The sequence below is a fragment of the Micromonospora sp. NPDC051925 genome, assembly GCF_044548625.1.
In the GTDB taxonomy this organism is placed as follows: Bacteria; Actinomycetota; Actinomycetes; order Mycobacteriales; family Micromonosporaceae; genus Micromonospora.
The window spans coordinates 69,902-82,629 of sequence record NZ_JBIUCH010000020.1; the positions used below are offsets into that span (position 1 = coordinate 69,902).

The 12,728-nt window shown below is 73.0% G+C and carries 15 protein-coding genes, 1 pseudogene and 1 riboswitch; of the genes and pseudogenes, 12 read left to right on the forward strand and 4 right to left on the reverse strand.

Features of this window, described 5'->3' with window-relative positions; translation table 11 throughout:
- Window positions 1–98: 98 nt before the first annotated feature.
- Together ACIG87_RS24975 and ACIG87_RS24980 are read left to right on the forward strand one after the other, a co-directional pair.
- Window positions 99–1,442 (forward strand): YibE/F family protein, encoded by a 1,344-nt coding sequence (locus ACIG87_RS24975; protein WP_396853660.1) that lies wholly within the window; start codon window positions 99–101, stop codon window positions 1,440–1,442.
- Window positions 1,443–1,608: 166 nt separating this feature from the next.
- Window positions 1,609–1,740, forward strand: a riboswitch (cyclic di-AMP (ydaO/yuaA leader).
- A 3-nt stretch (window positions 1,741–1,743) separates the two neighbouring features.
- Window positions 1,744–2,760 carry a coiled-coil domain-containing protein gene (locus tag ACIG87_RS24980; RefSeq protein WP_396853661.1) on the forward strand — a complete coding sequence of 339 codons (1,017 nt, stop codon included), beginning with the start codon at window positions 1,744–1,746 and terminating at the stop codon, window positions 2,758–2,760.
- A gap of 362 nt (window positions 2,761–3,122) precedes the next feature.
- Here the strand turns inward: ACIG87_RS24980 and ACIG87_RS24985 are convergent.
- A pseudogene (locus tag ACIG87_RS24985) lies at window positions 3,123–3,755 on the reverse strand (carbonic anhydrase); the annotation flags it as partial.
- Between the two features lie 348 nt (window positions 3,756–4,103).
- On the opposite strand from ACIG87_RS24985, the gene ACIG87_RS24990 reads away from it, so the two are divergent.
- From ACIG87_RS24990 to ACIG87_RS25015, 6 genes are all read left to right on the forward strand, one after another.
- Entirely contained in the window at window positions 4,104–4,463 is a 360-nt protein-coding gene (locus ACIG87_RS24990; RefSeq protein WP_396853663.1) for a helix-turn-helix transcriptional regulator, read from the forward strand.
- 171 nt (window positions 4,464–4,634) lie between these two features.
- Window positions 4,635–4,982, forward strand: a complete 348-nt coding sequence (locus tag ACIG87_RS24995) for a hypothetical protein (protein WP_396853665.1) — start codon at window positions 4,635–4,637, stop codon at window positions 4,980–4,982.
- A 321-nt stretch (window positions 4,983–5,303) separates the two neighbouring features.
- Window positions 5,304–6,098, forward strand: coding sequence for a hypothetical protein (locus ACIG87_RS25000; RefSeq protein ID WP_396853666.1), 795 nt, complete (start codon window positions 5,304–5,306; stop codon window positions 6,096–6,098).
- 126 nt (window positions 6,099–6,224) lie between these two features.
- Window positions 6,225–6,566: a YkvA family protein gene (locus ACIG87_RS25005; RefSeq protein ID WP_396853667.1), complete on the forward strand. Its 342-nt coding sequence runs from the start codon at window positions 6,225–6,227 to the stop codon at window positions 6,564–6,566.
- A 46-nt stretch (window positions 6,567–6,612) separates the two neighbouring features.
- Window positions 6,613–7,038, forward strand: coding sequence for a pyridoxamine 5'-phosphate oxidase family protein (locus ACIG87_RS25010; protein ID WP_396853668.1), 426 nt, complete (start codon window positions 6,613–6,615; stop codon window positions 7,036–7,038).
- A gap of 199 nt (window positions 7,039–7,237) precedes the next feature.
- Window positions 7,238–7,840 (forward strand): hemerythrin domain-containing protein, encoded by a 603-nt coding sequence (locus tag ACIG87_RS25015; RefSeq protein ID WP_396853670.1) that lies wholly within the window; start codon window positions 7,238–7,240, stop codon window positions 7,838–7,840.
- 51 nt (window positions 7,841–7,891) lie between these two features.
- Here the strand turns inward: ACIG87_RS25015 and ACIG87_RS25020 are convergent, their stop codons facing one another.
- Together ACIG87_RS25020 and ACIG87_RS25025 are read right to left on the reverse strand one after the other, a co-directional pair.
- Window positions 7,892–8,122 carry a ferredoxin gene (locus tag ACIG87_RS25020; RefSeq protein WP_396853795.1) on the reverse strand — a complete coding sequence of 77 codons (231 nt, stop codon included), beginning with the start codon at window positions 8,120–8,122 and terminating at the stop codon, window positions 7,892–7,894.
- Between the two features lie 19 nt (window positions 8,123–8,141).
- Window positions 8,142–9,350 (reverse strand): cytochrome P450, encoded by a 1,209-nt coding sequence (locus tag ACIG87_RS25025; RefSeq protein WP_396853671.1) that lies wholly within the window; start codon window positions 9,348–9,350, stop codon window positions 8,142–8,144.
- Window positions 9,351–9,604: 254 nt separating this feature from the next.
- Here ACIG87_RS25025 and ACIG87_RS25030 point away from each other — a divergent pair, with 254 nt between their 5' ends.
- On the forward strand, window positions 9,605–10,771 hold the full coding sequence (locus tag ACIG87_RS25030; RefSeq protein WP_396853673.1) for an AI-2E family transporter: 1,167 nt from the start codon (window positions 9,605–9,607) through the stop codon (window positions 10,769–10,771).
- Between the two features lie 138 nt (window positions 10,772–10,909).
- On the opposite strand, the gene ACIG87_RS25035 is transcribed toward ACIG87_RS25030, so the two are convergent.
- Window positions 10,910–11,566, reverse strand: a complete 657-nt coding sequence (locus tag ACIG87_RS25035; protein ID WP_396853674.1) for a dienelactone hydrolase family protein — start codon at window positions 11,564–11,566, stop codon at window positions 10,910–10,912.
- Window positions 11,567–11,688: 122 nt separating this feature from the next.
- Between ACIG87_RS25035 and ACIG87_RS25040 the strand changes: the two genes are divergently transcribed.
- The 3 genes from ACIG87_RS25040 to ACIG87_RS25050 all read left to right on the forward strand — a co-directional run bounded on the left by ACIG87_RS25040 (window position 11,689) and on the right by ACIG87_RS25050 (window position 12,672).
- Complete coding sequence (locus ACIG87_RS25040) at window positions 11,689–12,081, forward strand: MerR family transcriptional regulator (protein WP_396853676.1); 393 nt, start codon at window positions 11,689–11,691, stop codon at window positions 12,079–12,081.
- The gene (locus ACIG87_RS25045) at window positions 12,051–12,398 is read left to right on the forward strand and encodes a thioredoxin family protein (protein ID WP_396853677.1); all 348 of its coding nucleotides are present in this window, start codon (window positions 12,051–12,053) and stop codon (window positions 12,396–12,398) included. The genes ACIG87_RS25040 and ACIG87_RS25045 overlap by 31 nt, the downstream gene beginning before the upstream one ends.
- A gap of 94 nt (window positions 12,399–12,492) precedes the next feature.
- Window positions 12,493–12,672, forward strand: coding sequence for a hypothetical protein (locus ACIG87_RS25050; RefSeq protein WP_396853678.1), 180 nt, complete (start codon window positions 12,493–12,495; stop codon window positions 12,670–12,672).
- The last annotated feature ends 56 nt before the right edge of the window (window positions 12,673–12,728 follow it).

Sequence of the window (12,728 nt, forward strand, 5' to 3'; positions counted from 1 at the left end):
TGGCTACCATCGTCCGACGACGACCCGCCGCCCGTGGGATGAACCGGTTGGCCGGCTGACACGTATCCCGTCCCGGATCGTTGGGAGAACTCGCACACATGGGCGCCGACCACACCCGTCCCGCTCCGTCCACCCCGCCCGGGGTGCGGCGGATACTCGTCGTGACGGTGGTTCCGCTCATCGTCATCACGGTGATCGCCACGCTGGTGCTCTGGCCGGGTGACACCCGGCAGGTCGACCAGGGCGGTCAGGTGCCCCGCCACCACGGCACGGTGACCCGGGTGGTGACCGAGTCCTGCCCGCCCGCCCCGCAGACCCCGGACGGGCCGTCGGGGGCCGCCGCCGGCCCGTGCGGGACGGTGACGGTCACCGTCGAGCAGGGGCCGGACAGTGGCAAGCAGGTCGAGACGCCGGTGCCGTCGGGGCCGGGCGCGCCGACGGTGGCCGTCGGCGACAAGGTGGTGCTCGTCGCGTTGGCCGACCCCACCGATCCGTCGACGAGCAGCTACCACATCGCCGAGCACCAGCGGGGCACGCCGCTGCTCTGGCTGGTCGCCCTGTTCGCGGCGGCGATCGTGGCGTTCGGCCGGCTACGCGGGCTGGCCGCCCTCGCCGGCCTCGGCGCCAGCTTCGCCATCCTGTTGACCTTCGTGGTGCCGGGCATCTCCGCCGGGGGCGCGCCGCTGCCGATCGCGATCACCGGGGCCGCGCTGATCATGTTCGTGGTGCTGTACCTGACCCACGGGATCACCGCACAGACCTCGGTGGCGGTGCTCGGCACGCTGGGCAGCCTGGTGCTGACCGGTGTCCTGGGCACGTTGGCCACCGCCGCCACCCACCTGACCGGGTACGGCAGTGAGGAGGCCACCACACTGTCGATGTACCAGCGTGACGTGGACCTGCACGGCCTGCTGCTGGCCGGGATCATCATCGGTTCGCTCGGTGTGCTGGACGACGTCACGGTCACCCAGTCGGCCACCGTCACCGAGCTGGCACACGCCAGTCCGGGGTTGTCCCGGTTGCAGCTCTACCGGGCCGCGACCCGGGTCGGTCGGGCGCACATCGCGTCCACGGTGAACACGATCGTGCTGGCGTACGCGGGTGCCTCGTTGCCGTTGCTGCTCCTGCTCACCGCCGACAGTCGACCGGTGAGCCAGATCCTCACCAGTGAGTTCCTGGCCCAGGAGATCGTCCGTAGCGCGGTGGCGACCCTCGGCCTGGTGGCGGCGGTGCCGCTGACCACCGGGTTGGCCGCACTGGTCAGCACCGCCGGGCGCGGTCCCGCCGACGCCGGCACGACCGGACCGACGCCCACCCCACGTCCCGCCCCCGACCGTGCCGAGGCGCTGGCGGCGCTGAGCGCCTCCCGGCACGACGAACCGTCCACCCCGGCCCCCGCTCGGTGGCCAGATCCGGAGAGGAGCACGGACACCGCATGGTGAGACTCCGCTGCGTGACCGGGAGCGAGGTCGCAGCTGTCGGCCGCGCCACCGATTACCCACCGCTATCGGGAAAATACACATTCGGTCGTGTTGGGGACGTAGATCCCCGGGAGGACTCTCGGGTAACCTCGCTGCCGGTCACCGCCGAAGGCGCCCACCGGTGCCAGCGGGGCCACCGCCCAATCGCCGTACGGCGAGCCGGGGAACCGAGCACCTGGGGTGAATCCGCGCCAGCGGTAGGGGCCACTTCCGCCCCGAACCCGTCAGCTAACCCGGTCGGCGGTCGACGGAAGGGAAAACTGTGACGGCACCCTTACGCCGCTGGTTGACTCCGGTAGTGGCCGTGCTCGCCGCCCTGGCGATCGTCGCCGGGCCGGCCGCCGCCCCCGTGGCGGCGGCACCCACCCCCTCGGGGCACGAGGAGGACGAGGAGCCGAAGCTGCTCACCGACGTCATCGAGGCCACCAACCGGGAGTACTCGGCGGCGAAGAACCGGCTGGAGAAGTCCAAGAAGCGCCAACTCCAGCTCGCCATCGAGGTGGAGAAGGCACAGCAGGAACTGGCGGCGCTGGCTCCACAGGTCAACGAGATCGCCGCCCAGTCCTACCGGACGGGCCGGGTCGGCGCGGTCGCCGCGCTGCTGGACAGCGACGCCCCGGACGCCTTCGTCCGACGGGCCGCCGCCCTGGACGAGCTGAACATGGTCAACGCCGGCAAACTGGCCAAGGCCAACGAGGCCAAGAGCCGGGCCGAGAACGCCAAGCTCGCGCTCGACGCCGAGGTGCGTGAGCAGCAGAAGCAGGCCAACCTGATGGCCAAGAAGAAGACCGAGGCAGACAAGGCGCTGGCCCTGGTCGGTGGCCGGGGCTTCACCGGTGGCCTGGTCGACGCCACCTCGCCGGTGGCCCGCATCGCCCCGGGCCAGACGGCCGACGGCGGGTGGCGTGGCGAGTCGTGCAGCGAGAACGACCCGACCACGTCCGGCTGCATCACGCCGCGCACGCTGCACATGTACAAGGAGGTCAAGCGGGCCGGCTTCAGCCGGTTCGTCGGCTGCTACCGGCCCGGTGGGCCATGGGAGCACCCGAAGGGCAAGGCGTGCGACTGGTCGTTGCAGAACAGCGGCTTCAGCCCGTGGCACAACAACGACACCCGGATGTACGGCAACAACCTCGCCGCGTTCCTGATCCGCAACGCGGATCGGCTGGGCATCTACTACGTGATCTGGAACCGGCAGATCTGGTTCCCGGCCAACGGCTGGAGTTCGTACTCCGGACCGTCCAACCACACCGACCACGTGCACGTGTCGCTGCTGTAGCGCCCCGCCCCGGTCCCCGCGCCGCCCGGGAGCGGGGACCGGGGACGACACGTCGTCAGCGAAATGGCGGTGTCCCGAACGCGTGGACACCGCCATTTCGCCGCCGCTGAGTTGATCTTGAGTGCGCGGCCCGGATGATCACGGCCGTTGCAGGACCGCCCCGGCATGCCTGGTCCGGCCCTCGACGCCACTCGGCCTCAGCCGGCGACGCCGGCCGGCTGACCGGCCGCCGCGACGGCAGGATGGGGTGCCACGACCGCAGGGCCGTCCGTTGCGACCGCAGAGTCGGGTGCCGCGACGGCGGAACCAGCCGGGGCCGGGACAGCACCCGCCGGGGCGACGGCGGGACCGGGCACGGCGACGGCGGGACCGGGCACGGCGACGGCGGGACCGCCCGTCGGGGCCACCAGATGCACCTCACCAGCGGCGAGCCGATACGACATGCCGACCACCGCGCACCGCCCCGCGGCCACTTCGGCGGCGATCACCGGGGAGTTGCCGAGCAGCACCTCGACGGTCTGCGCGATGTGGATGTCGACGATCCCGTCGATGTCGTGCACCCCCTCCTGGGCCGCGCGGCGCAGGCTGGGCCCGACGGCGGCGACCACCGAGTAGAGGTGCCCGGGAGGTTGGGTGCCGGTGCGCGCGGCTTCCCGGGCGGCCTGCACCGCCCCGCAGGAGTCGTGCCCGAGGACCACCACCAGCGGGGTGCCGAGGACCGTCACCGCGTACTCGACGCTGCCGAGCACCTCGGGCCCGGCGGTGTGCCCGGCGGTCCGGACCACGAAGAGATCACCCAGGCCCCGGTCAAAGATGATCTCGGCAGCGAGCCGGGAGTCGGAGCAGCCGACGATGACCGCGAAGGGATGCTGGCCGTCGGCGACGGCGGCCCGGTGGCCGGCACCCTGGTTGGGGTGGCGGGGCGCCCCGGCGACGAAACGCCGGTTGCCGGCGTGCAACTCGGCCAGCGCCTGGGTAGGAGTGGTCGGGGCCATTGCCTCACCTCGGTCCGATATCGCACCTGGTCACGCCGGCCGGCGGCGACGACGGCCGTGTTCCCACGGTCACACGCAGCGAAAGGTACGTCAAGATTTCGTGATACACGTTTCAGGCTTTGGTCGGCGTGATGTCGAGGGCGGGTCGAACGTCGGACCGGGCGGACGTGAGCACGCCGGTCGACCCCGGCACGCCCCGACGCCAGCCCCGCATCGACGGACCTGAGCGCGCCAGCCGGCCGAGCGCCCCGACGGCGGGCTGACCCCGGAGCGGGCACGCCCGGCCAGCCGGCCGGCGTCACGTCACGGTGGCGGCCGACGGTGGGCTTCCCAGGAACGGGCCATACGATGACCGTCATGGCGAAGACGACAGGCAGCACCGGGAGCACCCGGAACTGGACGTTCCTCACCAACCACGGTCATGTGCTGCTCGCCATCGCCCGCAACCCCACCGCCCGCCTGCGTGACGTCGCCGACGAGGTCGGGGTGACCGAACGAGCCGCCCAGGCGATCGTCGCGGACCTGGAGACCGGCGGCTACCTGCGGCGTACCCGGGTCGGCCGACGCAACGAGTACACGATCAACCCGAGCGGGCACTTCCGGCACCCCGCCGAGGCCGATCGCCAGGTCGGCGACCTACTCGCCCTCTTCACCCCGCAACCGGCCGGCTCCCAAGACGGACAGCTCACGCCGGCCGCCGACGCCTGAGCCCGACCACCCGACGCCCGACACGGCCACCCGACGTGCCGCCGCCACAGCCCCCGTGGCGCTCCACAGCAGCGGCGCGTCACGGTCCACTGCGGACCTCGTGGCCCGGGTCACCCACCCGGTCGAGTCCAGGGCGCTGCGCGGACGGTCGAGTAGGGATAGGTTGGACAGGTGAATCCCGTAGCTTCCACCCCGCCCGTCTGGGTGTCGAGGCTGCGTGACCTGACCCGGTTGGCGGTCACCGCCCTGGTGCTCGCCGTCGGCCTCGGTGGACTGTTCACCGCCACCGCAGGCCCGGCCAGCTCTTCTGTCGCCGCCCGCTCTCCCGTGGTGGCCTCCCGGGTGGCCGGGTTGCCCACCGCCGCCCGCGCCGAGGTCGAGCAGGCCGTCGACGAGCCCGCGCAGCCGGTCCCGGCAGCGCGTCCCGACGTCCCCGTCGCCCGACCGACCGGTCCCGACCCGGTGACGCCGGACCCGGCCCGGGACGCCACCGGCCGACGCGGTCCACCCCAGAGCTGAGTCGCGCGGCACCCTCGGTACCGGTCCCCGTCGGACCGACCGTTCCCGGCCCGAACCATCCGATGGATCCCGGTCCGAACCGCCCGATCGGTCCCAGCCCGAACCACCCAATCGATATCGGTCGATCAGGGCGATCCCGGTCCGACGCGATCCGATCGTTCGGAGTCGACCGACCGGCACGGGCCACCCGAACGGTCCCGGTCCTGGTCCGGTCCGGGCGTTTCGGATCCGACCGGCCGACCGCCCGGGGATCTGCCGCCCACCCGATCCCCGCCCGCCGGGCTCCCGCCCGTCCCCAACGTTCGCCACGAGGTGCTGGTGATGCAGACCGTCTTCTCCGCCGTCCTGCCCGATGTCCCCGCCGCCGCCCTGATCTGGCTGGTCCTGCTCGCCGTCGCAGCCGTCGCCGTCGCGACCCTGGTGGTCCGGCCCGACCGGCTGAAGTTCGCGGCTGCCCGCCGTTTTCGAGACGCCGCCCTGCCGTCCGACCCGGACCGGGCCGAGCAGGACCGGGAGTACGCCCGGTACGCCGAGGAGGTCGCGGTGGCCGCCGACCGGGCAGCCGCCACCTCCGGCCGGCTACGGGCCGAGTGGTTGGCCGCCCAGGACGAGGTCGAGGGGGCCTGGCAGGCCCTGCAGGCGGTCGAGGCGGACGTTCGCCGGCTCACCGCCGCCGCAGCCATGCCCCTGCCGCACACCGGGCGGACCCCGGCCGAGTACGCCGACCGGGAGCGCTGGTTGCACCGGGCGGCCGTGGACGCGCACGGCCGGGGCGAGTTGTCGGACGCCCAGCTCGATGATGTGTTCGCGCACCGCGCCGGCTGGGATCCGAGCCGACACCCGGTCGAGCAGGAACTGGTGCTACGCCGGGCGACGCGGGATCACCTGGCTGCCCGGCACCGGGCAGCGGTCGAACGGGAGCAGGCGGCCTGGCGGGCCGCCGACCTCGCCGGCACGGCCGCCCGCAGCCTGCGCGACGAGGCGTTCGCCGCGCTCGACCGCCGGCCGGAGGTGCCGGATCTGGTACCGATGCCGGACAGCCACCGCCCGTCGGCGGAGTCCACCCGGGAGAACACCCCCGTGGCACGTGGTCGGGCCGCTGTCGTCGTTCTCTGACCACCATGCCGCTCCGCACTCCACCTGGCTGCCGTCCCCGTTGACCACCACGCTCGGGGCCGTGCTGCCGCGCCACGCGGCCACGCGGCCGGGCGGAACGGGCCAGGCTGGGCTAGCGTTGCGGGCATGTCCCGGGAGATGTGGGTGCTCGTCGTCGTCGGTGGCATCCTGGCCCTGGCGACGCTGGTCGGCGCGGTCCTGCTGGCGGTACGGGTGGTCCGCACCCGACGGCTGCTGGGCACGCTCGGCATGAGCGGCAAGGTGGCCTTCTACGGCGCGCTGGTCTATACGATTCTCCCGGTCGACCTGTTGCCCGACCCGATCTACCTGGACGACATGGGCGTGCTGGCCGGGGCGCTGATCTACCTGACCCGTCTGGCCCATCAGCGCCGGACGGCCGATCGGCGGTTGCCCGGCCAACCGGGCACCCCGCCGGGCCAGGGCCAGGCCCGCCAGATCGTGTCCTGACCAGGGCCGAGCCGCGACGACGCCGGCCACGAGACGGGGAAGAGACATGGCCGGCAGACATCGGTTGGACCCGTACGACGAGCGTGTCCTCGCGTTCTGCCGGGAACGGCATCTGGCCACGCTGACCACCCCGCGGGCCGACGGCACGCCGCACGTCGTACCGGTCGGGTTGACCTACGACGCGGCGGCCGGGCTGGCCCGGGTGATCACGTCCGGTGGTTCGACCAAGGCCCGGCACGTCGCCGCCGCCGGTCCGGCAGGGGTTCCGGTAGCGGCCTGCCACGTCGACGGCCGCTGGTGGCTGACCGTCGAGGGCCGGGCGGTGCTGCGCACGGACGCCGAGGCGGTGGCCGAGGCGGAGCGTCGGTACGCCGAGCGCTACCGGCAGCCGCGCCCGAACCCGGACCGCGTGGTCATCGAGATCACCGTGACCCGTCTCCTGGGTGCCCTCCCACCCCTCGCGTCGCTCTAGGGCCGGTCACCGCCGGGTGATCCCGCACAACGACAACCCTGCCCCGGATCGGGTGGCGCGGCGAACGCACCGCGGCGGCAGCGGGAAGGCGGGGTGGGCGTGGGCGTCGATTCATCGACGGTGATGGGTTCGGGTGGCCCGGGGCGGGTACAGGCCCCGCGAGGAGCCGATCCGTCCGCAACCGGTAAGGGGCACCGAGATGAGCAACGCGCAGGCCACCACGGGTCAGGACGTCGTCGACGTCCTGACCGCCGACCACCACGAGGTCGAGGCGATCTTCGTGGAGCTGGAGGCCCGGCAGGGCACTGCGGAACATCGTCGCCGACTGGTCGACGTGCTGATCGCCGAGCTGGTCCGGCACGCGGTCGCCGAGGAGATGTACGTCTACCCGACCGCCCGCCGGGCGTTGCCCGACGGCGACCAGATCGTCGAACACGAGATCGCCGAGCACGCCGCGGCCGAGCGGACGCTGAAGGAACTGGAGCCCCTGGACCCGTCCGAAGCTCGCTTCGAACCGCTGCTCAGCCACCTGACGAAGAGCATCCGGCACCACCTGAAGGAAGAGGAGGCGGAGCTCTTTCCCCGACTGCGGGCCGCGGTCGCCCGCGAGGAGCTGGTCGAGCTGGCCGACCGGATGCAGGCGGCCAAGCGGCACCTGCCGACCCGCCCGCATCCCGGCACCCCGGACCACCCGCCGGCGAACCGGCTGCTCAACCCCGGCGCCGGGCTGGTCGACCGGATCAGGGACGCACTGAGCGGGCGGCCCACCACCATGGCCGAGCTGCACGGCGAGCAGGACTGACCGGGGGTGTTGGTCACCTCCGGGTACCCCGCCGGAGGTGACCAACACCGGTCACGGTTCCGGAGCGATCCGGCTGTCGTCCGCCACGTCGGACACCACGATCGCCTCCATCGGGCAGGAGTCGGCGGCGTCCACCACCGCGTCCGCCGGGTCGATCCGCTCGGCCACCGGCCGGGACAACCCATCCACCAGTACGAAGTGGGCCGGGGCGTAGCCCGCGCAGATCCCTGCCCCGATGCACCGGGTCGGATCCACGTGCACCCGCCAGCCGTGCTCCCCCATCTGTCCCACGTCCCTTCCGCTACCAGCTGACGGGCAACGCCGTCAGGCCCCGGACCAACAGGCCGCTCTTCCAGGTCAGCGCCGCTTGGGGCACCGCCAGCCGCAGGCCCGGGGTGCGGGCCAACAGCGTCTCCAGAACCACCTGGAGTTCCATTCGGGCCAGTTGGGCCCCGATGCAGTGGTGCGGGCCGTGCCCGAAGGCGAGGTGCGGGTTCGCCTGCCGGTCGAGGTCCACCCGGTCGGCGTCCGGGAAGACCGTCTCGTCCCGGTTCGCCGAGGGGATGGAGACCAGCACCGGCTCACCGGCGCGGACCAGCACCCCACCGAGTTCGACGTCGGTCAGGGCGTACCGGGCGAACGCGGCGGTGGCACCGAGCGGGATGAAGCGCAGCAGCTCCTCCACCGCGGACGGCACCAGGCCCGGCTCGGCACACAGCCGCTGCCAGATGTCCGGCTCGGTGAGCAGGACGTAGACCAGGTTGGGGATCTGGGTCACGGTGGTCTCGTGACCGGCGGCCAGCAGCCCCGCCGCCAGGCGCACCATCTCGTCCTCGGTGAGCCGGTCGGCGTGCTCGTCGCGGGCCTGGACCATCGCCCCGATCAGGTCGTCGGTGGGTGTCACCCGCCGCTGGGCGATCAGCCCCGCCATGTACGACAACAACCGGTCGAGGTAGCTCTGTGCCACCTCCGGCCGGAGCGACGTGGTCGACACGATCGCCTCCGACCAGGTGTGGAACTGGTCCTGGTCGGTGACCGGCACGCCGAGCAGATCGCAGATGACCCGGATGGGCAGCGGGGTGGCGAGGTGCGCGACCAGGTCGGCCGGCGACCCGGCGGTGATCATGCCGGCCACCAGTTCCTCGGCCAACTCCCGGGTACGTGGACGCAGTTCCTCGACCCGGCGGGCGGTGAACGCCTTCGCCGTCAACCGGCGCAGCCGGCTGTGCTCGGGTGGGTCCATGCCGAGGATGCCGCTCTCCCGCTGGTACGGGATGCTGCGCGGCTCGTCCCGCCCGACGGCGGCGGCCCGGCTGAACCGGGGGTCGCCCAACACGGTTCGCACGTCCGCGTGCCGGGTGGCCAGCCAGGCTGGCTCGCCGAACGGAAGTTGGATCCGGATCAGCGGTTCGTCGCGGCGCAGCTCTGCGTAGCGGGGATCGACGTCGAGCCGGTGCGGCTCGCTGAACGGATACGGCCGGGCGATCGCGGCGTGCGTTGTCTCGGTCACCGGGGTGCTCCCTCTCGTCGACGGCCCGCAGTGCCGCGCGCCGGCCCACTCCCACACGACTCCACGGTGAGTCATGCCCCGACTGCGGATAGTAGCGAGAGTCTTCGATGGTTACCAGAGGTGAGCACTTACTGACCAAGCACCGCCGGGCCGTCCGGGGGACGGAACGGATCGATCGGCGTGGCGTTGAGCCACCGGGTGTCGCGGCCAGCCGGGTCGGGTATCGACCCCGCCGAGACCGAGGAGGATCCGACGTGGTCGAGGACGGTGACGGGCGTACGCCCGAGGTGACGGTCGCGGGTGCCCGCCCGACCCCACGGCAGGCCTGGGCGGCACTGCCCTGGCTGGTCCGCACGGCGGTGGTGTGGAGTGCCTGCCTGGTGGTCGTGGTGTTCGGGTTCTACCTGCTGGGGAAGGTGGCGGTGCTGCTGGCGCCACTGGCGATCGCCATGGCGGTCACCCTCTTCCTCACCGCACTGCTGGACCCGGTGCTGCTGGGCCTGCGCCGGCTGCGGGTGCCGGCCGCGCCCGCCGCGCTGCTGACCGTCGTGCTGCTGCTCGGCGTGCTGGTCGGGGTGGGTGTGCTGGTGTGGAACCTGACCGCCGCCCAGTTCGGGGAGCTGAGCCAGCAGCTCGACGAGGGGCTGCAACGCTCCCGCGACTTCGTCACCGAGACCCTGCCGGTCAGCGATACCCAGCTCGACAAGCTGGTCCAGCAGGTCCGGGACGGCCTGGGCGGCAGCGCCCCGGACCCGGTCGGCGGGGCCCGGACGGCCGCCGAGGCGTTCGGCTCCACCCTGCTCGCCCTGGTGCTCCTGTTCTTCCTGCTCAAGGACGGCCGGTCGATGTGGCACTGGGTGCTGCGTCGGATGACCGGCCCCAACCGTACGGTGACCGCCGAGGCCGGCCGGGTCGGCTGGCGGACCCTCGGCTCGTACAGTCGGGGCACGATGGTCATCGCGGCCATCGACGCGATCGGCATCGGGCTGGCGCTGGTGCTGCTCGGGGTGCCGTTGGCGCTGCCACTGGCGCTGATCACCTTCCTGGGTGGCTTCGTGCCGATCATCGGGGCGACGGTGGCCGGCGCGGTCGCCGTACTGGTGGCGCTGGCCGCCAACGGCCCGACCACGGCGTTGCTGGTGCTGGCGGCGGTGATCGCCGTACAACAGATCGAGGGCAACCTGCTGGAGCCGTTGATCATGAAGCGGCAGGTGCAGCTCCATCCGGCGGTGATCCTGGTGGTGGTCACGGCGGGCACCCTGATCGCCGGCATCGCCGGCGCGTTCGTCTCGGTGCCGATCGCGGCGGTCGCCTACCGGGTGGTCGACACCGTCCAGCGCCACCGGGAACAGGCCGCGGCGACCCCACCGGACGAGCGCCCGCACCACCGCCCCGACGACCCCCCGGCCGCCCCGGCCTGACCCACCCACCCGCCACCCCGGCCTGACCGCCACCCCGGCCGACCCACCTGTCCGACTCCGGCCCGCCCACCGGGCCACCCCACCCCGGCTTCCCCCGATCCGCAGGAAGCGGACCGGGGTCGGCCTTCGACCGGACCGTCAGGCGGGGACGGGAAGGTGGTGGGTGAACCACCCGGCGGCGGCGTCGGCCACCTGGTCGAGCACGCCCGGCTCCTCGAACAGGTGGGTGGCGCCCGGCACGATCCGCAGTTCGTGCGGGGCGGTGAGCCGGTCGGCGGCCTGCTCGTTCAGCGCGATCACCTGCTCGTCGAGACCGCCCACCAGCAGCAGCGTCGGCGCGCGTACCCCGGACAGGGCTGCGCCAGCCAGGTCGGGCCGGCCGCCCCGGGACACCACTGCGGCGACCCGCTGCGGACGTCCGGCGGCGGCCACCAGGGCAGCGGCGGCACCGGTGCTCGCCCCGAACAGGCCGACCGGCAGGCGGCCCAGCGCGGGCTCGGCAGCGAGCCAGTCGACGATGCCGGCGAGCCGATCGGCGAGCAGGTCGATGTCGAAGCGCAGTTCGGCGGTACGGGCGTCGACCGCGTCCTCCTCGGCGGTGAGCAGGTCCACCAGCACGGTCACCAGCCTCCGGCGCTGGAGCACCCGGGCCACCGACACGTTGCGCGGGCTGTGCCGGGAACTGCCGCTGCCGTGGGCGAAGAGCACCACGCCCGTCGCGTCGTCCGGCCCGTCGATGTCCGCCGGCAGCCTGGCGTTCCGCAGCGACACCGTCGCCTCGGCGCGTAACCCCATGGTGTGCCCCTTCCCGCTCGTCCGGCCGGTGGCGGTTACCCGCCCGGTGGCCGCTCTCACCCGTTGCCTTGACACCGGCGACAAGGTCTAGCGTGACGCCGGGAACGGGCCGAGGAGGTCGAATGCTGATCGGCGAACTGGCGGAACGGGCCGGCACGAGCACCCGCACGCTGCGGTACTACGAGACGCACGGGCTGGTCCGGCCGCGTCGCTCGGCCAACGGCTACCGGGTGTACGACGAGGCGGAGCTACGGGTGGTGCACGAGATCCGGGCGCTGTTGGCTGTCGGTTTCGGCCTGGACGACATCCGGCCGTTCGTGGCCTGCCTGCGGGCCGGCCACTCCTCCGGCGACGTCTGCCCGGACTCCGTCGCCGTGCTGCGCCGCAAGCTGGCCGAGGTGGACGCGTACCTCGACCGGCTGGGCACGGTACGGCGGCAGTTGCACGACCAGCTCACCCAGGCCATCGCACACCGGGAGGAAACATGTCTCAGGACACGGCAACGGCAACCCTGACCGCGGTCACCGACGCCACCTTCGCCGACACGGTGCTGGCCGCCGACCGGCCGGTGGTGGTGGACTTCTGGGCGCAGTGGTGCCCGCCCTGCGCCGGGACCTCCCGGCACCTCGCCGAACTGGCCGGGGAGTTCGGCGACCGGCTGCGGGTGGTCACCCTGGACACCGACGCGAACCCCGCCACCGCCCGGTCGTACGGGGTGATGTCGCTGCCGACCATGCTGGTGTTCGTCGGCGGCGAGGTGGTCGGCTCGATCGTCGGCGCCCGGCCGAAGAACCACCTGCGGCTCGCCTTCACCCGGCACCTCGAAGCCTGAGTCGGTGGGTCGTTTGCGGGTGCGCCGAGGGGGAAGGCGCGGGACGACCTCAGCACCGGCGCAGCCGCGCCCCGCACGGATCACGAGGATCGCCATGGCCAAGCGGAAGGCACGTCAGCAGACCCGGACCATCGAGCAGGACCGCCCCGAACAGGACGCCGAGCGCAATCCCGACTGGGCGGACGAGGCGGCGCAGGCCCGTACCCCGGACGACCCGCGGGCGATGGCACCGCGCGATGCCGGTGGCCGCCCCTCCAACGGCCCCCAGTTCTAGCGCCGGGCCGACCGACCGGCGCAACACGATCGACCCGACCAGCGCCGGCACCAGCC